We start from the raw sequence: 23,121 nt of genomic DNA, 5'->3' as shown, positions 1-23,121 counted from the left end.
TCGCCTTCGCCAGGCATGGCCCGGCGCTACCGTTGAAACCCATGACGGGTAGCGCCGGGCCATGCCCGGCGAACGGATTCAATACACGTCGCGCCGGTAGCGCCCGTTCTCCAGCAGCAGTTCCACCCTTTCATCGCCCAGTGCCTCGCGCAGCACCTGGTCCACGCCTTCGGCCATGCCGTGCAGCGATCCACACACATGGATCACTGCACCCCGTGCCAACCACGCCTGCAGTTCATCTGTCGCAGCGCGCAATCGATGCTGTACGTAGCTGCCATCGTCCACATCACGCGAATAGGCCTGATCCAAGCGCAGCAGGTGCCCGTCAGCCTGCCACTGGATGATCTCGTCGGCGAACAGGAAATCGTGCGCGCGCTGACGCTCGCCGAACAGCAGCCAGTGACCGTGCTCGCCCCGGTGCGCGGCTTCGCGCAGCAGGCTGCGCAGGCCGGCGATGCCCGTGCCGTTGCCGATCAGCAGCATCGGCGCGCCCGGCTGCCGATGGAAGCCCGGGTTGCGATGCACGCGGGCGGCTATCGCACCGTCCAGCGGCGCATGCAGGGCCAGCCAGCCCGAGCCCAGTCCTGCGCGACCTGCTGCGTCGTGGACCAACCGCACCACCAGCTCCACTTCGCCATCGGCGGCGCATGAGGCGATGGAGTACTCACGCCCAGGCAGTGACGGCAGGCCCGACAACCACAGGCCTGCATCCTGCACCTGCAACGCACGGCCGGGTTCGGGCAGCACGCGTTCGCTGGCCAGTTCCAGCAGGGTCTTCGCAACGCCATCGATCAGCTGTGGCTGCTGGGGATCCAGGCCATGCGCGCGCAGTACCGCGCTGGCATGCATCGCGTCGTGGCGGGGCGCGATGTGCAGGATGTCGCCGGCCTGCCAATCGACATCGGCCGGCGGTGCCAGGCGGATCTTCCAGATCTGGCCGCCGACGCTGCCAGCGTTGAGCAGGGTGCGGCCGAGCAGGCGCCAGCCGTGCATCACTGTGGCGGCCGGCAACACGCTGTCGTCGGTGTCGATGCCAGTCAGTGCGGTCAGCTGCAGCTGCCACTGGCGCAGCGCCACCACCGAAGCAGCATCGACGTCGATGCGGGCGAACAAGGGTTGCGCGCCCGAGCGCGTCAACCAGTCGTCGATCTGCACGCCGAACCCGCAGAACTGCGCGTACTGGTGATCACCCAGCGCGAGCATGCCGTAACGCAGCCCGGAAAGGTCCGGACGCTGTGCCAGCAACTGGCGCGTGCTGCGCCGTGCGTTGTCCGGTGGTTCGCCATCACCGAAGGTGCTGAGCACGAACAGCGCTTGCGTGGTGGCCTGCAGCTGCGCGGCAGCCACGCGCGCAAGCGGCAGTACCTGCACCGCGTGGCCGGCCGCCTGCAGCTGTGCCGCCGCACGCCAGGCCAACTGTTCGGCCAGGCCGCTCTGGCTGGCATGCACCACCAGCCACGGCGTGCCCGCGGCATGGGGTGCTGCTGCCGGCACGGTCTGCCGCAGCGCGCGGGCGGCACGCTGGCCGCGGCGGCGGTCCAGGTACAACAGCCAGCCGGTAACGAAGAACAGGCACATGCCCAGGCTGCTGAGCATCACCACGATGCGCCCGGGCATGCCGAAGAAGCTGCCCGAGTGCAGGGCGAACATGCTGGTGGTGAGCTGGCCGCCGGCACCCTGGCGCGCGTAGGGGCGCGCGTCGAGGACCGCGCCGGTGGCCGGGTCGAGCTGCAGCAGGTCATGCGCGCGGTCGTGATGGCCGCCCCGTTGTGCGGGATCCGCCGACATCACCCGTACGTTGAGCGCTTGACCGGGCTTCTCCGGCAGGCGCAGGTCGATGAAGCCCTGGCGCACGCCGGGCAGTGCATACAGCGTGGCCTCGACCTTGTGCAGATCCAGGGGCAGATCCGTGGCGACCTTGTGCTTGGCGGGGGGCGCGACACCCAGCAGCTGGGTCAGCCCGTTGCGATACCAGTCGAACGACCACCACAACCCGGTCAGTGCGCTCATCAGGTAGATCAGCAGCACCCAGGTGCCGATCACCGAATGCAGGCTCCACAGGAAGCCCCGGCCCTTGCGCGACCATTCCACCGCCAGCCAGCTGCGCCAGTGCCACCAGCGGCGTGGCCAGCGCAGGTACAGCCCGGACAGGGTGAAGAACAACAGTGCGATCGCACAGCTGCCGGTGATCCACGAGCCGCGTTCACCGGCGACCATGTGGCGGTGCAGGTCCTCGACGAAATCGAAGAAGGCCTGTCCACGCAGCGCGCTGAAGCGTTCGCCGCTGTAGGGGTCGAAATAGACCCAGTGGTCCTTGCCGCCGGCAAAGCGTGCCACCGATGGCCGCTGGCCGCTGGCATCCACCCGCAGGCGCTGCAGCGGCCGCTCGCTGCCTGCCTGCAGCAACGGCACCAGCTCGCTCAGGGCGAGCGGCTGCTGGTTGTCGGCATGGTGCTCGGCGATCTCGGCGAAGCCGGGATTGGCGGCGCGCAGCAGTTCATCCTCGAACGACAGGACTGCACCGCTCAGGCCCATCACGGCCAGGATGGCACCCGCGCTGATGCCCAGCAGCCAGTGCAGTTGGAAGAGGACGTTCTTGAACATCGGGATCGAGGGCCGTCGAGGCTGCCGCCCGCATCCTGCGCAACAGCAAATGAGAATTAATCTCGTAATTCTCCGGGTCGCGGGCCGCTGCGGTCAAGGAGGGTTTGCCGGCAGGGCTGCGCCCTGCACCCGCCGTAGTGCCGGTCCGGTTGCGGGGGACGCCGTAAACCCATCCATGGGGGCTTGGCCGCGGCATCCATGCCGCGGACACCCCCGCAACCGGACCCACCCCGCCTTCGACAGTTTTCCGCGATCTGCCGGAATGGCGTTCTGCGATGCTCTTGGTAGGTGTCGACCTTGGTCGACACGTAGATCCACGCCACGCGTGGATGCTCTTCGTTCAATTGTCCAACTATTCGATTCCGATGAAGATTCATCGCCCCGCCTTCGACAATTCCCCGCCGCTGTTGGTAGGTGTCGACCTTGGTCGACACGTAGATCCACGCCACGCGTGGATGCTCTTCGTTCAATTGTCGACATATTCGATTCCGATGAAGATTCATCCACGCACGAGGTAGATCCATCAGACACCGGAAATCTGTCAGAGGCGGGGCGGTGTCGGAGTGCGGGGTGTCAGCCGCATGGGCCCGAGGCATGCCTCGGGCGGGCTGGGCAGGACGCCCAACCCCGGTCTTGCCGTGTGCGCAGGACAGCGCACACGAGCTACAAGGACGTACTTGCGGCGTCCCCGCACTCCGACACCGCCCCGCCATCCCACGCAATGCCGCTTTGGCCGTTGCTTCGGCTGTTGCTGTTGCTGTTGCCTGAAAGCATCCGCAGGTGCAGGGCGCAGCCCTGCCGACCTACTTCGCCCAGCCTTCGATTTCGCCGTGCGCGAACGGTCCGAGCTTGGCCTTCACCATCCGTCCCTGTGCGTCGAACAGCACGCTGTAGGGCAGCAGACCCTGCGCGTTGCCCAACTGCACGCTGGCATCGCGTGGGCCGGGGGTATCGAGCACGATGGGATAGTCCACCGGCACTCGCTGCAGGAAATCACGCACGCCGTCCGGCGTATCCAGTGCCAGGCCCAACACCTGCACGCCGTGTGCGCCCTGGCCCTCGGCAAAGCGGGCCAGTTCGGGCATCTCTTCCACGCAGGGGCCGCACCAGCTGGCCCACACATTGACCAGCAATGGGCGGCCCTTGAAGCGTTCGTGGATATCCAGCGCGTGACCTTCAGCATCGGCAAGCACCAGCGCCGGCAGCGGATCACCGGGCCGCAGCATCGGCAGCGCCGGCGGCGATACCGCAACAGGCGCTGCAGCTTCCGTCGCCGGCTCCGGCGCCAGCCGGTTGCCGGCCCATAGGCCAAGACCGGCAGCCAGCACTGCTGTCCACAGCAGCGCTGGCCGTTGCCACTTCATCGCGCGGTGCGCAGCAGTGCTTCTTCCACCAGCGCCTGCGTCAGCAGGGTCGGCAGCACCGTCGGCGGGGCGCCGGGGCCGTACACCACGTACAGCGGCACGCCCACGGCCTTGTGCTCATCCAGGAACGCGGTGATCTGCGGGTCGACATTGGTGTAGTCGCCACGCATGTACACCGCGTTGGTACGCTTGAGCAGTTCCTTGAACTCCGGGCGCGACAGCACCGCGCGCTCGTTGGCCTTGCAGCTCACGCACCAGTCGGCGGTCATGTTGACGAACACCACGCGGTTGTCGGCGCGCAGGCGGTCCAGCATCTGCGGCGAATAATCCACCACGTTCTCGCTGCTCGCCTGCGCGGCACGCGCCGGCGGTGCCAGCTGGGTCACCGCCCACACCGGCACCAGCGCGGCGATCACCAGCAGCACGCCCAGCAGCCCGGCCGCGCGCTGGCTGCGCCAGCGGCTGCGCTCGAACAGCCACAGGCCGCCGGTGAGCAGCAGCAGGCCACCCAGCGCCAGCGCCATGCCATCCACGCCGCGCTGCTTGCCCAGCACCCAAAGCAGCCACAACGCGGCGGCGTACATCGGGAAGGCCAGCACGTGCTTGAGGGTTTCCATCCACTGGCCCGGCTTGGGCAGGCGACGGGCCAGCGCCGGCACGAAGCCGATCAGCAGGAACGGCAGGGCCAGGCCCAGGCCGAGGAACAGGAACACCAGCATCGCCGCCACCGGCGGTGCAACGAAGGCATAGGCCACCGCCGGGCCGAAGAACGGTCCCACGCAGGCACTGCCGACCACGCAGGCCAGCACGCCGGTGAAGAAGTCGCCGGCCGGGCCACTGCGTCGCGCCAGCGACTGGCCGAAGTTGCCGATGCCGCCGCCCATGGTGAACACGCCGGACAGGCTCAGGCCCACCGCGAACATGATGTAGGCCAACGCCGCGACCACGCCGGGATGCTGCAGCTGGAAACCGATGCCGACCGCATTGCCGAGCATGCGCAGGCCGACCATCAGCGCGCCGATCACCGCAAAGGCGACCAGCACGCCCAGCGTGTACCACATGGCATGGCTGCGGGCGCGCTCGGCGCTTTCACCGCTCTGCGCCAGGCTCAGCACTTTCAGCGACAGGATCGGCAGCACGCAGGGCATCAGATTCAGCACCAGGCCACCGCCCAGTGCCAGCAGCAGTACCCACAGCAGCGAGCTGTCGGTTTTCGGTACGCGGCTCGGAGCCTTGGTACGCAGCGCATTGTCCTGCTGCGCGTCGGCGGCGAAGGCATCGCGCGAGCCGTTGCTGGCGTCGGCACCACCCGTGGCGGCCGGCGCGTCGTTGGGCACGGTCGGAAGCAGGCGCAGCGGTGTGCCGTTGGCGCCCTCGCGGGTGCCGGCAGTGGCCGAAGCCGGCAGCGAACGAATCACTTCGTCGCGTGCGGCAGGTGCATCACTGGTGGTGTTGGCCTTGCCGGCGGGGATCGACAACTTCACCCGGCGGGTCATCGGCGGGTAGCAGATGCCATCGGTCTGGCAACCCTGGAAGGTCACCACCAGCGTGCTGTCGACCGCCTCGGCGCGGCTGCGGCGCAGCGGCACCGGCACTTCCACCTGGTTGAAATAGACCGCCACATCACCGAAGTGCTCGTCGCGGTGCGACTGCGCCGCCGGCCAACGCGGCTTGTCGGCCAGTACCCCGGCGCTGCCTTCCAGCTTCAGCGAGGTGCGGTCGCGATACAGGTAATAGCCCGGTGCCGGGCTGAAGCGCAGCAGCAGGGTATTGCCATCGCTGGCGATGGCATCGAAGCCGAATGCCTGATCCGACGGCAGCGGCAGTGCCTGGCTGTTGCTGGTGCCCGGCAGCCGCAGGCCACCGCCACTGCCGGCGCCGGCCAGCGGGTTGTTGAATGCACTGGCGCCGGTGGCGCGTGCGGTCGGCAGCGTGGCCGCCGCACCGCCTGCACCGGGCAGGGTCACCTGCACCACGCGCTTCTGCGGCGGGTAGCACACACCAGCATCGGCGCAGCCCTGGTAACGCACTTCCAGGCTGATGGTGCCGGCGGCATCGGTGGGCGCGCCGGGCAGGGTGGCCTGCAGGCGCTCGCGGTAGGTCTCCACCTCACCGAAGAAATCGTCGTGGTGCTTCTTGCCTGCGGGCATCTGCAGCGCAGCGGCGTTGAACGCCGGATCGGCCTTCACCGTGGTGCGGTGGCGATACAGGTAGTAGCCCGGGGCGATCTTGAACTGCAGTTGGATCTGGCCACGCTCGGGCGCGCTGGCGGTCAGCGCGAACGCCTGGTCCACCGGCAGCAGATCCTTCTCATCCAGCGCGAAGGCCGGCAATGAAAGCCACAACAGAGCGCACAAGGCGGCGCCACGCGCAAACAGAGTCTTCAATCAATGTCCTCCCGGGTCTGTGCCCGGATCCAGTCCAGATACGCCGGCAGGCCGGCCCGGGTTTCGACCGCGATGCACTCCGGGAGTTCATACGGATGCAGTTCGACGATCCGGGCGATGGCTTCATCGACACGGCTTGCGGTGGTCTTCACCAGCAGCTGCAGCTCGGCGTCGGTGGTGACCTCACCCTGCCAGCGGTAAGTCGACTGAGCGCCGTCCAGGCGGGTCACGCAGGCAGCCAGATGCTCGGCGACCAGCGCGTGCGCGATGCGCTCGGCACTGGCCCGGTCCGGGCAGGTGGTCAACAGCAGCAGGACGGGATCGACGGTCGACATGACCGTCGAGTATAGGGCCGTCGCCGGGGCAGGGCCCGGCGACGGCAGTGGACCGCAGCGTTGCGCGGTCAGTTGGCCAGCTGGCAGGTGGCCGGCTTGGCCGAGGTGAACAGGCCCGGGGTGGCCCACTCGGGGTGGTCGATGAAGGGGTTGCGGTTGCCCTGGAACGAGTAGATCACGTCATTACGCGCCTGCTCGGCGGCATCCGGCGGATCGGACAGGTGCCAGTCGATCAGGGTCGACAGCAGGCCCATGTAGGCCGGCGAGCTGCTGGTCTTGACGATCTTGCTGCGGTCGTCGGTCAGTTCCAGGTCCGGTTCGGACTGGCCGGTGGCCGCATCCTTGCCACCTTCATAGCGGATGGCCATGTACATCACCGCGCGTGCCATGTCGCCCTTGCGATGGCCCCACACCTCGAAGGTACCGGCATTGCCATCCGGTGTACGCACCCAGTTCGAATTGCCCGGGTAGCCACCGCTGCCACCGCCGTGGCCGTTGTTGGCTTCGGTGGCACGCTCGCCGCAGTTGGCATCGCACTTGCCGAACGGCTTGTTGCCGCGGTCGGCATTCCACTGTGCGTCGGTCAGGTACAGCATGTGGGTATCGGTGTAGGGCGCGTACGGCAGGCCCTTGTCGCCGGTGGTGCTGGCAAAGCCCAGCGAGTTCGGCCAGGTGTGCTCGCGGTTGTACTTCAGGCCGCTGCCACTGCCTGCACGGTCGGTCACCTTGGCGAAGCTGTGGTTGCGGTAGGCATCGAGGATCCGGCCGCTGTTGTTCGGATCTTCGTCGGCGATTTCCAGGATGGTCCAGGTGCTGGTGCCCGAGCCACTGTACGGATACGCGGTGTGGCCCTTGATGGTAGCGTGCAGCGAGCAGCGCAGCTGGCTGGGGCTGCTGGTGTTGACCTTCGAGTAGTAACCGGCCGGTCCGCCGGGATTGCCCGGGTCCGGATTGCCGGTGGTGGTGGCCACGGTGAAGGCGATGCGGCTGTCGGTCGCCGGGCGGGCACCCTGCGCATCGGTGATGCGTGCGGCACGGATGTCGAAGCGGCAGGCTTCACCGGCGACCAGCGCGGTGTTGGTCGACAGCTTCACGCTCTTGCCGCTGGCCGGCCAGGTCAGCGGCACGCTGCCCGAAGTGCCGCAGGTCAGTGCGAAGGCGCCGCTGGCGAGGTTGACCGTCTCGCTGAACACCACTTCCAGGTCGGCGGCGGCAGGGAAGGTGCTGCTGCCCTGTGCCGGCGTGGTGGTGGACACCGACGGCGGCGTGTTCGGGCCCGGGGTGCCGCCGCCACTGAAGGTCTGGTTGTTGTTGCAGCTGCCGAAGGTCTGCCTGGCCGATTCGGCCCAGGTGAAGTGCGCGTACTGGCTGCCGCTGCCGGTCAGCTGCAGCGAGGTGCCCGCCGCGGTGCTGTTGGTTTCGGCAACCGGAATGTTCTGGCTGGTCATGCCGGCGGCGGGGCCACCGGAAGCGGTGATCGCGCCCTCGTAGCTGAGGAACTGGACCACCTTGCCGCTGGCGTCGACCAGGGCGATGCCGTCGTTGGCACCGTTCTGCAGGCCGTTGCTGGGGTAGGTGACCACCGCCAGGGTGGCGCTGCCGCAGCTCGCCGCGGTTCCGGCCGGCACCGCGTTGTTGGCGTAGACCGTGGCGGCCGACGGGTTGCTGCCGTTGTAGAGGTACAGGCGGTAGCCGGACAGGTCTTCGCCGGCGGTGGCGACCACTTCGATGGCTTCGCCGACGTCACCGGCAGCGGTGCTGTCGTCGTAGTGCAGTTCGTTGATGAAGACCTCGGCCTGGGCCGGCGCGGCAGCCAGGGCCAGCAGGCAGGCGGCGGCGAGCGGGGACAGCAATCGCATCGACTACTCCTTGTGATTGGGAATGCCGGGCCACCCTAAAGCCGATCCGGTGACACTTTGTCGTAAATGAACGCCAGATATCTGACAGTGCGACGGCGGTCACCAAATGGTGGCCAACTCCCCCTTGGCTTGCCGCGACGCATCCCTATAAAGGCGTCCGCGCGGGGATGGAGTGCCGCCGGGCCGCCGGGAAAAATTTCGGGGGCGGGCCTTGAAAGGCCTCCGGAGGTCTCCATCTCTGTCGTGCTCCCGACCTGTCGGGCTTTTTCACGCGCGTTGCTGGCAGTCGCTTGGTGCGAGTGCTAACATCGCCGGACTTTTTCAGATCAATCAATAACTTAAGAGGTCCCACATGAGCATCAAGCCGCTGCACGACCGCGTTGTGGTCAAGCCGATCGAAGCCGACGAAGTTTCCGCCGGTGGCATCCTGATCCCGGACTCCGCCAAGGAAAAGTCCACCAAGGGTGAAGTCGTGGCCGTGGGCCCGGGCAAGCCGCTGGACAACGGCAACGTGCGCGCTCCGTCGCTGAAGGTCGGTGACAAGGTCATCTACGGCCAGTACGCCGGCAGCTCGTACAAGAGCGAAGGCGTCGAGTACAAGGTCCTGCGCGAAGACGACGTGCTCGCCGTCATCGGCTGAGCGTCGGCGCGACCTGCTTCATCCCCTGATTCCAACACCCAGCCGCCGGGCATGGCCCGGCGCTACCAATGAGGTAAACGCAATGGCTGCCAAGGATATTCGTTTCGGTGAAGACGCCCGTTCGCGCATGGTGCGCGGCGTCAACGTTCTCGCCAATGCCGTCAAGGCCACCCTGGGCCCGAAGGGCCGCAACGTCGTGCTCGAGAAGAGCTTCGGCGCCCCGACCATCACCAAGGACGGCGTGTCCGTCGCCAAGGAAATCGAACTGGCTGACAAGTTCGAGAACATGGGCGCGCAGATGGTGAAGGAAGTCGCCTCCCGTACCAACGACGACGCCGGCGACGGCACCACCACCGCCACCGTGCTGGCCCAGGCCCTGATCCGCGAAGGCGCCAAGGCCGTTGCTGCCGGCATGAACCCGATGGACCTCAAGCGCGGTATCGACAAGGCCGTCGTGGCTGCCGTCGCCGAGCTGAAGAACATCTCCAAGCCGACCGCTGACGACAAGGCCATTGCCCAGGTCGGCACGATCTCGGCCAACTCGGACGAGTCGATCGGCCAGATCATCGCCAACGCGATGAAGGAAGTCGGCAAGGAAGGCGTGATCACCGTTGAAGAAGGCTCGGGCCTGGACAACGAGCTGGACGTGGTCAAGGGCATGCAGTTCGACCGCGGCTACCTGTCCCCGTACTTCATCAACAACCAGCAGTCGCAGACCGCTGACCTGGATGACCCGTACATCCTGCTGCACGACAAGAAGATCTCCAACGTCCGTGACCTGCTGCCGGTGCTGGAAGGCGTCGCCAAGGCTGGCAAGCCGCTGCTGATCGTTGCCGAGGAAGTCGAAGGCGAAGCGCTGGCGACCCTGGTGGTCAACACCATCCGCGGCATCGTCAAGGTCGTGGCCGTCAAGGCTCCGGGCTTCGGCGACCGTCGCAAGGCGATGCTGGAAGACATGGCCGTGCTGACCGGCGGCACCGTGATCTCCGAGGAAGTCGGCCTGTCGCTGGAAAAGGCCACCATCAAGGACCTGGGCCGCGCCAAGAAGGTGCAGGTCTCCAAGGAAAACACCACCATCATCGATGGCGTGGGTGACAAGGCTGCGGTCGATTCGCGCGTTGCGCAGATCAAGACCCAGATCGAAGACACCTCCTCGGACTACGACCGCGAGAAGCTGCAGGAGCGCGTGGCCAAGCTGGCCGGTGGCGTTGCAGTGATCAAGGTCGGCGCTTCGACCGAAATCGAAATGAAGGAAAAGAAGGATCGCGTCGACGACGCCCTGCACGCGACCCGTGCGGCCGTTGAAGAAGGCGTGGTTCCGGGCGGCGGCGTTGCCCTGGTCCGTGCGGTCTCCGCACTGGCTGGCCTGAAGGGTGCCAACGAAGACCAGAACCACGGCATCCAGATCGCCCTGCGCGCGATGGAAGCCCCGCTGCGCGAAATCGTTGCCAACGCCGGTGAAGAGCCGTCGGTCATCGTCAACAAGGTCAAGGAAGGCACCGGCAGCTTCGGCTACAACGCCGCTACGGGCGAGTTCGGCGACATGCTGCAGTTCGGCATCCTAGACCCGACCAAGGTGACCCGTTCGGCGCTGCAGAACGCAGCCTCGATCGCTGGCCTGATGATCACCACCGAAGCCATGGTTGCCGACGCTCCGAAGAAGGACGAGCCGGCCATGGGTGGCGCTGGTGGCATGGGCGGCATGGGTGGCATGGGCGGCATGGACTTCTAAGTCCCGCTGCACTGCTGCAATGAAAAACCCCGCCGCAAGGCGGGGTTTTTTTGTGGGTGGCGTGTTGCCGCCAATGGGTTCACAGCAATGGGTCCATGCCAATGAATCCATGCCCATCGGTCCATGCCAGTAGATCCACGCCATGCGTGGATGGCGTCAGCGCACGAGCACCTTCTCCGCGCCGTACTCCCAGTCCCACGGCACTCCGGTATCGCCAAGCACGAACGCCACCAGCGCCGGAAACGCCGCCTCGGCGCGGACATCGTTGCCCAGCATCACCACGCAGCGCTGGCCCTGCTCGATGCACACCAGGGTGTTGCCCACCGCGTCATCGTGGCCGCCCTTGTAGAAGCCGGGCCCCTGCGGTCCGCGGAAGGTGACCACGCCCAGGCCGGCTGCCAGGTCCCTGCGCCGCTCCGCTACCGGCAGTTCCGCCTGCAGGGTCGGAAACTGGCTGGCCGTGGTGATCGGCAGCTGCGGACGTACCAGCTCCTGCCGCATCGCCGCTGAAAGGCCTTCGCCGCGCACATAGCCCGCTGCGAAGTTGGCCATGTCGGCGATGGTGGTATCCATCGAGCCGGCGGCCCGCACCCGGCTGCGCTCGTCATGCGGCTCGGGCGTGCCATCGGCGGTCCAGCCGTCGGCCAGGTTGGTGGCGAAATCCTCGCGCCACATCATGCTGGTGCGGGGCATGCCGAAGCGGTCGAACACGCGACGCTGCATCAGCGCGCCGATGTCCTGGCCAAGGCGCCCCCGTTCGAGCACGAACTGCAGCAGGATCAAGCCTTCGCCGGAATAGCCGTAGCGGCTGCCCGGATCGAAATGGAATTGCAGCCTGCCATCCGGTTCCAGAAACGCGAAGTTGGCAAAGCCGCTGCCATGATTGAGCAGCAGGCGCGGGGTGAGCCGGCGCCAGCGTTCGTCGCCGGCCAATACGCTGTAATCGGCGTAGTGCTTCGTATCGACGGGGTAGTCCGGCAATGGCTTGTCCAGATACGTGGCAATGCCGGCGTCCAGCGCGATCACCTGGTCCTGTGCCAGCTGCGCGACCAGGTGGCCGAAGGCCATCTTGGTCAGCGAAGCGGCGTACATCACGGTGTCGGTACGCAGCGGTTCGCCGGCGGCGTTGCGCTCGCCATAGGCGGCCACGTGCACCACCTTGCCGGCGTCGATCACCGCCAGCGCCATGCCACGTGCGTGTGCGGCCTGCATCAGCCGGTGCGCCTGGGCATCAATGCGGGCTGGCGATGGCAGCGGTGGTGGCGCAGCGACTACGGCCATCGGCAACAGCGTCAGCAACAACAGGACGACACGGCACATGCGTGGAACTCCTGGCGGGACGTGGCGCGATGCTACCGCAGCTTTGGCTGCTGGCGCCGGTCGACCCCATCCAGGCCCCGGGGCGGCGCCGCGTCATGCCCTGCGGCAGCCCGGTCCGGACTTGCGCCCTGCGGGATCGAAAATATAATAAGGCACCTAATCATCACGGATATGATGGATGCTTGAAGCAAAACACACGGCTCTCATCCAGGAGGCTGGCCGTCGCGGCGATCCCCACCTGGCCCAGCTGCGCCTGTGCTTCCAGCTGCTGGCCTTGTCCAGCGCGATCGACCGTGACTGCGCTTCACGCCTGGCGCCGCACGGCCTCAGCGAGGGCCGTTTCATTGTGCTGTTCCTGCTGCACGGTGCTGGTGGCACGTTGCCTCCGCACGCGTTGGCCGAGCGCGCTGGCGTCACCCGCGCCACCATCAGCGGGTTGCTCGATGGCCTGCAGCGTGACGGCCTGCTGCAGCGACGCAACGATGCCGAGGATGGCCGCCGTCTGCAGATCGTGCTGACCGCGCGCGGCAAGCGCCTGGCTGACGATCTGTTCGACCAGCACACCCATTGGATCGGTGGACTGTTCAACGGCCTTGATTCCGGTGAACAGGTGCAGTTGTCGCTGCTGCTGGAAAAAGTCTGGCGACACACCGACGCAGGCCAGGAAACAGGCACATGAGCGGCACCATCGGCACGGCACGCCTGCAGGCACTCAATGCGGGCAGCGTATCCAGCACGCACCTGGCCGAGTGCCTCGCAGTGGATTTCGCCACACTGCTGCAGGCGGTGGCACCAACCTTGCCCCAGGCATCCATGCAGCGCATGCGCGCCGCTGCAGGCAAGGGAATCACCCAGCGCATGGCATTGGCCGCAGCGGTACTGCGCGAGGCAGGGCAGGGTGACGTGCACTGCTGGCAGGCGCATCCCTCGGACACCGTGCGCGGATGGGCCTGCTATCTGATCGGCGGCGACGCGCAGGCGGCATTGGCCGACAAGCTGCAGGCCATGCGTTCACTGGCAGATGATCCGCACTTCGGTGTGCGCGAATGGGCATGGTTGGCCTTGCGCAGCGATATCGTCGCCGAGCCGCTGGAAGCGCTTGCCCTGCTGCAACCCTGGACGCAGCAGCGCTCGCCGCATCAGCGCCGCTTCGCCTGTGAGGCGCTTCGCCCCCGCGGTGTATGGGCCACGCACATTGCGCTGTTCAAGCAGCAACCCGAGCACGCGTTGCCCCTGCTGGAGGCCCTCGCTGACGATCCCGAGCGCTATGTGCAGGACTCGGTCGGCAACTGGCTGAACGACGCAGGCAAGAGCCAGCCCGGATGGGTGCGCGATGTATGCACGCGGTGGCAGTCAACGCACGACAGCGCAGCCAATACATACATCCGCAAGCGCGCGCTGCGCTCGCTGTAGCGCCGTACCGTTCACCCGCGTTTCCCGGTAGTGCCGGCCGCTGGCCGGCAACCCCATGACCTTCAAGGGAGACCCCATGCGCCATCGCCTCATCGGACGGCATTCCAGCACCCTCGTGGCACATGCGCGTGTCATCCATTCCGGGTAAAGATGGCGCTCGGCCGTGTCCACCCGCAGGGAAGTCGAGCATGCAGAGCAAGATCCAGGTGACGTTGTACGGAGCGCTGGGCAGCAGTCCAGCGCTGCAGGTGCCCGGCCTGGAAGGGCCGGTGGTGGCCATCCAGGAAGCCACGCTGCGGCAGCTGGTGTCCGATCTGTATACGGCCAGGTCCATGCTCAACCCCGAACAGCTTGATGAGGCCAGGCAGGAACTGGACCGCGTGGTGGAGCGTTGGGTCGACATCCACGAGACGCTGCTGCTGGATGTGGAAGTGCATGGCGGCCGATAGTCCGCTGAACCGCGCCCGCAGTTGCGGATGAAACAGTTGGCACCCGCCAAAACCCTGTGTTATCAATAGATCCCATGAACGCAGCCCACGCCAGCTTTTATTGGTATTACTTTCCGAAGCCCCCGGCGGAGGAAGGATTGCGCTCACCCTGAAGAAAGCTTCAGACGCATTCCCGAAAGCCGCCAGCGAACCTGGCGGCTTTTTTCATGTCGCCACGCTGCGGACCCCCAACGTTCCGTAGAGACCCCTCACCATGCCCCCGCACACCGACGACCTGCGTATCCGCACCATCGAACCGCTGACACCGCCTGCCCAGCTGCTGGCGATGCTGCCCTGCGATGACGAAGCCTCCGACACCGTCAGCGCTTCGCGCGCCGCCCTGCACCAGATCCTGCATGGCCGCGACGACCGCCTGGCGGTGGTGGTCGGGCCGTGCTCGATCCACGATCCGAAAGCCGCCATCGAGTACGCACAGCGCCTGAAGCCGCTGCGCGATGCGCTGGCCGGCGAGCTGGAAATCGTCATGCGCGTGTACTTCGAGAAGCCACGCACCACGGTGGGCTGGAAGGGCCTGATCAACGATCCGGACCTGGACGGCAGCTTCAAGATCGACAAGGGCCTGCGCATCGCCCGTGGCCTGCTGCGCGACATCAACAAGCTCGGCCTGCCGGCCGGCGTCGAGTTCCTCGACGTGATCTCGCCGCAGTACATCGCCGACCTGGTGGCATGGGGCGCGATCGGCGCACGCACCACCGAAAGCCAGGTGCATCGTGAACTTGCGTCGGGGCTGTCGTGCCCGGTCGGCTTCAAGAACGGCACCGACGGCAACGTCAAGATCGCCGCCGATGCCGTGGGCGCGGCCTCCAATCCGCATCACTTCCTGTCGGTCACCAAGCAGGGCGGCACCGCCATCGTCTCCACCACCGGCAACCCCGACTGCCATGTGATCCTGCGTGGTGGCAAGCAGCCGAACTACGATGCGGCCAGCGTGGCCGATGCCTGCCAGGCGCTGGCCAAGGCCAAGCTGCCGACGCGCCTGATGATCGATGCCAGCCACGCCAACAGCCTGAAGAACCACGAAAACCAGCCGAAGGTGATCGAAGACATCGCCATCCAGCTGGAAGATGGCGAGCAGCGCATCGTCGGTGTGATGGTCGAAAGCCATCTGGTCGGCGGTCGCCAGGAACTGGTGGAAGGCCAGCCGCTGGTCTACGGCCAGAGCATCACCGATGGCTGCATTGATTGGGACACCACCGTGCAGGTGCTGGAGCGGCTTGCCGCTGCCGTGCGCGCCCGCCGTGAGATGAAGGTGTCCGAAGCCGCTTGAGTGCGGCACGTGTGTGGATGGCGGCCAGTGCCTGCGGGGGTGCGGCCGCGATCAGGGCCGGTCGGAGTTGGAGACCGGCCCGTCTGCACCGGCGATGCGCCTGGCGCTGCGTATGTGCGACAGCGCCAGGTACATCGCCGGGGGGGCGTGAGACCCGAACCGTCGATGGCCGCAGTAGACCCACGCCATGCGTGGATGAAGCCGCCTCGCTCACCGCCCCGCCCGTACTCGCGCCAACGCCAGATACATCGCCGGCGTGGTGTACAGCGTCAACCACTGGCTGACCAGCAACCCGCCGACGATGGCGATGCCCAGCGGCTGCCGCAGCTCCCAACCTTCACCGTTGGCCAGCATCAGCGGCAACGTACCCAGCAGTGCCGCCAGCGAGGTCATCAGGATCGGCCGCAGGCGCAATCGTGCCGCTTCCATCACTGCATCCTGCGCACTCAGCCCGCGGCGTTCGCCGGCCAGGGCGAAGTCGACCAGCAGGATCGTGTTCTTCATCACCACGCCCACCAGCAGGAACAGGCCGAGCAGGGCGATCAGGTTCAGTTCGTTGCCGAACAGCCACAGCGCCAGCAACGCCCCGATGCCGGCCGACGGCAGCGTGGACAGGATCACCAATGGCTGCAGGAAACTCTCGTAGAGGATGCCCAGCACCAGGTACACCGCCAGCGTCGCACCCAGTACCAGCCACAACTGGCGCGAACGCAGCTGCTCCAGGCCATCGGCCTCGCCGGAAAGCCTGGCCTGCACCGAGCGCGGCAGCATCAGTTTGGCCATCGCCGCATCAATGGCCAGGGTGGCCTGTTCCAGGCCCACGCCCGGCGCCAGTGCGAACTCGATCCAGATCGAGGCGAACTGCTCGCTGTGATACACGCGGTCCGGCGCCATGCCATAGCGCCAGCTGGCGATGCTCGACAGGGGAATGCGCTGGCCGCTGCCATCGATCACCTGCAGCCGTGCCAGCGTGCCCGGGTCCTGGGTGTGCTTCGGGTCCAGCTCCATCACCACCCGGTACTGGTTGAGGCTGTCGTACAACGTGGCGACCTGGCGCTGGCTGAAGGCGTTGTTGAGCATGTTGGCCACAATGCGCAGGTCCACGCCGTGGCGCGCCGCTGCCTCGCGGTCGATGTCCAGCATCACCTGGCGCATGCCGGCCTCGCCCTGCGCTTCCACGTCCACCAGTTCCGGCAGGCCACGCAGCGCAGCAGCGACCTTCGGTGCCCATTGGCGCAAGGGTGCGGTGTCCGCTGACAGCAGCTGGAATTCGTATTTGCCGCTGCTGCCGGCGCCTTCCAAGCGGATGTCCTGGTCCACCCACAGGTACAGATTGCCGCCGGGCAGCTTGGGCAGGCGCGCGCGCAGGCGATCGATCACCTGCTGGCTGGAGACACCGCGCTCGGCCAGCGGCTTCATCTTGATCATGATGAAGGCGTTGTTGACCCCGTTGCTGCCACCGATATACCCGATGATGTCCTCGATGGCCGGGTCGGACAGCAGCAGTCTGCGGTAGGCATCGATCTTCGGCTGCATCGCCTGGAAGGACAGGCCGTCATCGCCACGCGCGAAGCCGCGCAGCTGTGCGGTGTCCTGCTGCGGAACGATGCCCTTGGGTACCTGCTGGAACAGCCAGGCGTTGAGTGCGATCACTGCCACGAAGGCCAGCAAGGGCCAGCGCAGGTGACGCAGGCTTGCCTGCAGGGTGCGCAGATAGGTGCCACGCACGCGCTCGAACAGCGCATTGCTGCCGCGTTGCCAGCGCGAGGGTTGTTGTGTGTCATCGACGAACAGGCGCGCGCACAGCATCGGCACCAGGCTGAGTGCCACCAGTACCGATACCGTCATCGCCGCTACCAGGGTCAGCGAGAATTCGCGGAACAGGCGCTCGACGAAATCGTCCAGGAACAGGATCGAGACGAACACCACCGCCAGCGCCAGGTTCATCGACAGCAGGGTGGCGCCTACTTCGGACGCACCGCGCACCGCCGCCTGCCAGCGGTCGGCGCCCAGCTCGCGATGGCGCGCGATGTTCTCCAGCACCACGATGGCGTCGTCCACCACCAGTACCGCCGCCACGATCAGGGCCATCAGCGAGAGCGTATTGAGCGAGAAGCCCATCAGCGCGATCAACGCCAGCGTGCCGAACAGCACCACCGGAATCGCCACGCTGGGTACCAGTGCTGCGCGCCAGTGGCCGAGGAAGCCGAGCACCACCAGTACCACCAGCGCGATCGCCAGCAGCAGGGTCACTTCTGCTTCGTGCAGGGTGGCGCGGATCACCGGCGAGCGGTCCATCACCAGGCGCATGTCCACCGTGCTGGGCAGCAGGGCGTGCAGCTGCGGCAACTGCGCCTGGATGGCATCGACGGTGGCGATGATGTTGGCGCCGGGCTGGCGGCTGACGATCAGCAGCACGGCGGGGCGTTCGTTGTGGAAGCCACTGGCATAGCGATCCTCCACGCCATCGACGACGGCAGCGACATCGCCCAGCCGCAGCAGGCGGTCATCGCTGGCCTTCAGCGCCAGCTGGCGATACTGCGTTGCCTGGCGCAGTTGCAGCGGCGCTTCCAGTTGCCAGTGCTGCTGCGCGCCTGCGACCGCACCCAGTGGGCGCACTGCATTGGCGCGGCTGATTGCCTGTGCCACGTCTTCCAGTGCCAGGCCTGCGTGATTGAGAGCATTGGGGTCCAGCGACACGCGAACCGCCGGCAGCGCGCTGCCGCCCACCTGCACTTCGCCCACGCCCGGCACCTGCGACAGCTTCTGCGCCAGCACGGTCGAACCCAGGTCGTACAGCTGTCCCGGCGAGAGCGTATCGGAGGTCAGCGCCAGCGCCAGGATCGGCGCCTGCGACGGATTGACCTTGCGGTACTGCGGCATGCCCGGCATGCCGCTGGGCAGCTGGCCGCGGGCGAGGTTGATCGCGGCCTGCACTTCGCGCGCGGCCTCGTCGATGTCGCGGCCGAGCACGAACTTCAGTTCGATCTCGGTCTTCCCCTGGGTGCTGGCCGAATCGATGCGCGAGATGCCGGGCAGGCTGCCCAGCGCACGCTCCAGCGGCGTGGCGACGGTGGCCGCCATCGATTCGGGCGAGGCGCCGGGCAGGCTGGCACTGACTTCAATGGCGGGATAGTCGACCTGGGGCAGCGGTGCCACCGGCAGCAGGCGCAGCGCCAGCAGGCCGGCCAGTACCAGCGCCACCGCCAAGAGGATGGTCGCCACCGGACGCTGCACGCAGGCCTGTGCCAGGCGTGCTACAGGGGTCATGCGCCGGCCTCGCCAGCGGTTGCCGGTGCTGTCGCGCGGCGACGCTGCAGACGGTCGAAGGCCAGGTAGATCACCGGCGTGGTGAACAGCGTCAACACCTGGCTGACCATCAGGCCACCCACCATCACCCAGCCCAGCGGCTGCCGCAGCTCTGCGCCCGAGCCACTGGCCAGCATCAGCGGTACCGCGCCGAACAGCGCGGCCAGGGTGGTCATCAGGATCGGCCGGAAGCGCAGCAGCGCCGCCTGGTGGATCGCCTCACGCGGGCTCATGCCGCGCGTGCGCTGCGCGTCCAGCGCGAAGTCGATCATCATGATCGCGTTCTTCTTCACCAGGCCGATCAGCAGCACGATGCCGATCACTGCGATCAGGTCCAGGCTGCGTCCGCTCACCCACAACGCGGCCAGGGCGCCCACGGTCGCCGAGGGCGGGGTGGAGAGAATGGTGATGGGGTGGATGAAGCTCTCGTAGAGCACGCCCAGCACGATGTACATCACCACCACCGCCGCCAGGATCAGCCACAGCGTGCTCGACAGCGAACTGCTGAAGGCCGCCGCCGCGCCCTGCAGGCGCAGCTCGATGCTCTGCGGCAATGCCACCTGTGCCTGCGCGGCATGCACGGCATCCACCGCTTCGCCCAGCGATGCGCCGGGCGCAAGGTTGAACGACAGCGTGGCCGCCGGGAACTGACCGACATGGTTGCGCAGCAGCGCCGTTGGCCCCTGCTCGACGCGCGCCACCGCGCCCAGCGGCACGGTCTGGCCGTTGCTGCTGCGCACGCGCAGGCCGCTGATCGCCTCCGGCCCCGGTTGCCGCGCCGGATCGGCCTCAAGCACCACCCGGTACTGGCTGGCTTGGGTGAATATGGTCGAGATCTGCCGTTGCCCATAGGCGTCGTACAGTGCGTCGGCCACCGCTTCCACACTCACGCCAAGGCGTGCGGCGGCATCGCGGTCGATGCTCACCCTGGCCTGCCGGCCCTGCATCTGCAGGTCACTGGCCACATCACGCAGCGCCGACGATTGGCGAAGCGCGTGCAACAGCTTTGGGGTCCAGGTTTCCAGCGTCTGCAGGTCCGGCGTGGTCAGGGTGAACTGGTACTGGTTGCGGCTGATGCGGTCTTCGATGCCCAGCTCCTGCACCGGTTGCAGGTACAGGGTGATGCCGGGAATCCTCGCCACGCGTTGCTGCAGCCGCGCCATCACCACATCGGCGCCCTCGCGCTCGCCATGTGGCTTCAGTTCGATCAGCAGGCGGCCGGTGTTGAGGGCGGCATTGTTGCCGTCCACGCCGATGTAGGAAGACAGGCTGGCCACGGCCGGGTCCTGTTCAATGGCCGTGGCCAAGGCAAGCTGGCGCTCGCGCATGGCCTGGAACGAGATCGCCTGCGGGGCTTCGCTGATGCCCTGCACCAGGCCGGCATCCTGCACCGGGAAGAAGCCCTTCGGCACGGCGAAATACAGCGCCACCGTCAGCGCAAGCGTGGCCACGGTCGCCAGCAGCATCAGTGGCTGGCGCTGCAGTACCCAGCGCAGCTGTCGGTCGTAGAGGGCAATGATGCGATCGAACACGTCGCGCTTCGGGGTCGGAGCCCTGACCGGATCCGACCCGGGCGGGGTCAGATTCCCGTGGGGCGCTGACCCTTTGGCATGTGGTTTCAGGAAGCGCGCACACAGCATCGGCGTCAAGGTCAGCGACACCAGCAGCGAAATGCCGATGGCCACCGCCAGCGTCACTGCGAACTCATGGAACAGCGCGCCCACCAGGTCGGCCATGAACAGCAGCGGGATCAGCACGGCGATCAACGAGACCGTCAGCGACACCAGGGTGAAGCCAATCTCGCTGGCACCTTTCAGCGCTGCCTCGCGCGGGCTTTCGCCGTCTTCCAAGTGGCGGGCGATGTTCTCCAGCATCACGATCGCATCGTCCACCACGAAGCCGGTGGCGATGGTCAACGCCATCAGCGTGAGGTTGTTGAGCGAATAGCCGGCCAGCAGCATCACCGCGAACGTACCGATCAGCGACAGCGGCACCGCCACGCTGGGAATCAGCGTAGCCGGCAGGTTGCGCAGGAATACCCAGGTGACCAGCACCACCAGCGCGATGGCCAGCACCAGTTCCTTCTGTACGCCGCGCACGGACGCGCGGATCGATTCGGTGCGGTCGCTGAGCACGGTCATCTGCACGCCGGCCGGCAGCGTGGCCTGCAGCTGCGGCAGCAACGCACGCACCTGTCCGACCACGGCGATGACGTTCGCACCGGGTTGGCGCTGGATGTTCACCAGCACCGCCGGGGTGGTGCCGCTCCATGCCGCCAGCTGGCGGTTCTCGGCGCCGTCGGTGATGGTGGCCACATCGCCCAGCCGCAGCGGTGCGCCCTCACGCCAGGCCAGCACCAGTGCGCGGTATTCGGCAACGCTGCGCATCTGGTCGTTGGCATCGAGCATCACCGCGCGGATCGGGCCATCGAAGCTGCCCTTGGGCAGGTTGACGTTGGCTGCGGCAATCGCAGTGCGGATGTGGTCCATGCCCAGGTTGTTGGCGGCCAGCGCGGCCGGATTGACCTGGATGCGCACGGCGGGGCGCTGGCCACCGGCCAGGCTGACCAGGCCCACACCCGGCAACTGCGCCAAGCGCTGGGCGATGCGGGTATCGACCAGGTCATGCACCTGGGGCAGTGACAGGCCCTGCGAGGTCACCGCCAGGGTCAGGATCGGCGTGTCGGCCGGATTGACCTTGCGATACACCGGCGGCACCGGCAGGTCGCCGGGCAGGAAGCTGCCGGCGGCGTTGATCGCCGCCTGCACGTCCTGTTCGGCCACGCCCAGCGACACCTCCAGGCCGAACTGCAGAGTGATCACCGATGCCCCCCCGGAACTGGTGGACGACAGCTGCTTCAGGCCGGGGATCTGCCCGAGCTGGCGCTCCAGCGGCGCGGTGATGGTGCGCGTGGTCAGCTCGGGGCTGGCACCGGGGTACAGCGTGGTGATCTGGATGATCGGATAGTCGACCTGCGGCAGCGCCGCCACCGGCAGCAGGCGATAGGCCAGTACCCCGGACAGCAGCAGCGCCACCATCAGCAGGGTGGTGGCGACCGGGCGCAGGATGAAGGCGCGCGAGAGGTTCATGCGCCGGCCCTGGTCGATGCCTCCTCGGTGATGATCTCCACCGCGGTGCCGTCTTCCAGCCCGTCGATGCCTTCGATCACCACCTTGTCACCAGCCACCAGGCCGGAACGCACCGCCACGCGTCCGGCGTCGGCCGGACCGAGCACCACCGAGCGACGTTGTGCCTTGTTGTCCTTGTCGACGATGTGCACGTAGTTGCCCTGGCTGCCGAACTGCACGGCGGCATCGGGAATCAGCAGCGCGGGATGCTCACCCAGCTGCAGGCGCACATTGACGAACTGGTTGGGGAACAGCGCCTGGTCGGCGTTGTCGAACTGCGCGCGCAGCTTCAGCGTGCCGGTGGCGGTATCGATGCGGTTGTCGACGCTGGACAGGGTGCCGCTGGCGAGCTGCCGTCGTTCTTCGCGGTCCCAGCTTTCCACCGCCAGCGCCGGCTGCGCCTGCACGGCATCGAGCAGGGCGGGAAGCTCCGGCTCGGGCACGGTGAACAGCACGCTGATCGGCGCCGTCTGCGCCAGCGTGACCAGGCCTTCGGTATCGCTGGCGTGCACCAGGTTGCCTACGTCCAGCCGGCGCAGGCCGACACGGCCGCTGACCGGGGCGATGATGCGCGTGTACTGCAACTGCAGGCGTGCTTCGTCCACCGATGCCTGGTCGCTGAGGCGGCGCCCCTGCAGCTGCCGCACCTTGCTCTGCTGGTCGCTCAGTTCCTGTGCCGACACGTAGTTCTGTCGCTGCAGTTCGCGGTAGCGCTGCAGCTGGCGCTCGGCATTCTCCAGCTCGGCCAGGTTCTGCTGCTGCGTACCCTGTGCGTGCGCAAGCTTCACTTGGTAGGGGCGGGGATCGATCTGTGCCAGCAGGTCGCCGGCGTTGACCTGCTGACCTTCCTGGAAATGCAGGCGCATCAGTTCGCCGTCCACGCGGCTGCGCACCACCACGCTGTGCAGCGGAGTGACCGTACCGACCGCCTTCATCCGCAGCACCAGCGGCTCGGCGCTGGCAAGGGCGATGCGTACAGGCACCGTCTTGCCGCTGCCGGCTTCGCCACTGCCCGCCTCGGCCCGCGGCCACAGCCACCACGCCAGGCCAGCGACAAAGGCAAGACCGGCAACGACCAGCAGCAGGCGGGCACGACGTGAGCGGGAGTTTTCGGCGACAGACATGGGGCATCCTGCGCCCTGCGTGCACGCAGGGTCATGCGGGCCCGTCGGCACCACGAAGGGCCACGGGCAGCGGGGGAGGGGGATTGTCTGGCGGGGCCGCAGGCGCGGCGTGGCTGGATGCCGTCGCGCG

The 23,121-nt window shown here is 67.1% G+C and carries 15 protein-coding genes; 6 read left to right on the top strand and 9 right to left on the bottom strand.

The window, feature by feature from the left end:
• Positions 1-78 precede the first annotated feature (78 nt).
• The 5 genes from AC1DCU_RS18010 to AC1DCU_RS17990 form a co-directional block, all read right to left on the bottom strand.
• The gene (locus tag AC1DCU_RS18010) at positions 79-2,604 is read right to left on the bottom strand and encodes a PepSY domain-containing protein (protein ID WP_478013603.1); all 2,526 of its coding nucleotides are present in this window, start codon (positions 2,602-2,604) and stop codon (positions 79-81) included.
• Positions 2,605-3,407: 803 nt separating this feature from the next.
• A complete protein-coding gene (locus AC1DCU_RS18005) occupies positions 3,408-3,968 on the bottom strand; it encodes a TlpA family protein disulfide reductase (RefSeq protein ID WP_032976458.1) in 561 nt (186 codons plus the stop codon).
• Positions 3,965-6,355 (bottom strand): protein-disulfide reductase DsbD domain-containing protein, encoded by a 2,391-nt coding sequence (locus AC1DCU_RS18000; protein ID WP_140225400.1) that lies wholly within the window; start codon positions 6,353-6,355, stop codon positions 3,965-3,967. The genes AC1DCU_RS18005 and AC1DCU_RS18000 overlap by 4 nt, the downstream gene beginning before the upstream one ends.
• Positions 6,352-6,690: a divalent-cation tolerance protein CutA gene (cutA, locus tag AC1DCU_RS17995; protein ID WP_442252402.1), complete on the bottom strand. Its 339-nt coding sequence runs from the start codon at positions 6,688-6,690 to the stop codon at positions 6,352-6,354. The genes AC1DCU_RS18000 and cutA overlap by 4 nt, the downstream gene beginning before the upstream one ends.
• 68 nt (positions 6,691-6,758) lie before the next feature.
• Positions 6,759-8,549: an endonuclease gene (locus AC1DCU_RS17990; RefSeq protein ID WP_059065293.1), complete on the bottom strand. Its 1,791-nt coding sequence runs from the start codon at positions 8,547-8,549 to the stop codon at positions 6,759-6,761.
• Positions 8,550-8,901: 352 nt separating this feature from the next.
• Between AC1DCU_RS17990 and AC1DCU_RS17985 the strand changes: the two genes are divergently transcribed.
• Positions 8,902-9,189, top strand: a complete 288-nt coding sequence (locus AC1DCU_RS17985) for a co-chaperone GroES (protein WP_025878649.1) — start codon at positions 8,902-8,904, stop codon at positions 9,187-9,189.
• An 82-nt stretch (positions 9,190-9,271) separates the two neighbouring features.
• Entirely contained in the window at positions 9,272-10,921 is a 1,650-nt protein-coding gene (gene groL / locus AC1DCU_RS17980; RefSeq protein WP_025878650.1) for a chaperonin GroEL, read from the top strand.
• Between the two features lie 156 nt (positions 10,922-11,077).
• Here groL and AC1DCU_RS17975 read toward each other — a convergent pair whose 3' ends face one another.
• Positions 11,078-12,241, bottom strand: coding sequence for a serine hydrolase domain-containing protein (locus AC1DCU_RS17975; protein WP_312308415.1), 1,164 nt, complete (start codon positions 12,239-12,241; stop codon positions 11,078-11,080).
• Positions 12,242-12,419: 178 nt separating this feature from the next.
• Here AC1DCU_RS17975 and AC1DCU_RS17970 point away from each other — a divergent pair, with 178 nt between their 5' ends.
• From AC1DCU_RS17970 to AC1DCU_RS17955, 4 genes are all read left to right on the top strand, one after another.
• Positions 12,420-12,920 carry a MarR family winged helix-turn-helix transcriptional regulator gene (locus tag AC1DCU_RS17970; RefSeq protein ID WP_282279422.1) on the top strand — a complete coding sequence of 167 codons (501 nt, stop codon included), beginning with the start codon at positions 12,420-12,422 and terminating at the stop codon, positions 12,918-12,920.
• Positions 12,917-13,654, top strand: a complete 738-nt coding sequence (locus AC1DCU_RS17965; protein WP_442251681.1) for a DNA alkylation repair protein — start codon at positions 12,917-12,919, stop codon at positions 13,652-13,654. Before AC1DCU_RS17970 ends, AC1DCU_RS17965 begins: the two co-directional genes overlap by 4 nt.
• 188 nt (positions 13,655-13,842) lie before the next feature.
• Positions 13,843-14,103 (top strand): hypothetical protein, encoded by a 261-nt coding sequence (locus tag AC1DCU_RS17960; RefSeq protein ID WP_025878654.1) that lies wholly within the window; start codon positions 13,843-13,845, stop codon positions 14,101-14,103.
• Between the two features lie 253 nt (positions 14,104-14,356).
• Positions 14,357-15,430, top strand: coding sequence for a 3-deoxy-7-phosphoheptulonate synthase (locus AC1DCU_RS17955; RefSeq protein ID WP_478013602.1), 1,074 nt, complete (start codon positions 14,357-14,359; stop codon positions 15,428-15,430).
• 210 nt (positions 15,431-15,640) lie between these two features.
• Here the strand turns inward: AC1DCU_RS17955 and AC1DCU_RS17950 are convergent, their stop codons facing one another.
• Genes AC1DCU_RS17950 through AC1DCU_RS17940 form a run of 3 tightly spaced genes read right to left on the bottom strand, consistent with a single transcriptional unit; the run spans position 15,641 to position 22,991 of the window.
• Positions 15,641-18,700 (bottom strand): efflux RND transporter permease subunit, encoded by a 3,060-nt coding sequence (locus AC1DCU_RS17950; protein ID WP_442251679.1) that lies wholly within the window; start codon positions 18,698-18,700, stop codon positions 15,641-15,643.
• Positions 18,697-21,828 (bottom strand): multidrug efflux RND transporter permease subunit, encoded by a 3,132-nt coding sequence (locus AC1DCU_RS17945; RefSeq protein ID WP_442251678.1) that lies wholly within the window; start codon positions 21,826-21,828, stop codon positions 18,697-18,699. Before AC1DCU_RS17945 ends, AC1DCU_RS17950 begins: the two co-directional genes overlap by 4 nt.
• Positions 21,825-22,991 (bottom strand): MdtA/MuxA family multidrug efflux RND transporter periplasmic adaptor subunit, encoded by a 1,167-nt coding sequence (locus AC1DCU_RS17940; protein WP_442251677.1) that lies wholly within the window; start codon positions 22,989-22,991, stop codon positions 21,825-21,827. Before AC1DCU_RS17940 ends, AC1DCU_RS17945 begins: the two co-directional genes overlap by 4 nt.
• Positions 22,992-23,121 lie beyond the last annotated feature (130 nt).

It is taken from the genome of Stenotrophomonas sp. 10L48 (assembly GCF_056395105.1).
This window is presented reverse-complemented; position numbering and strand designations above follow the sequence as displayed.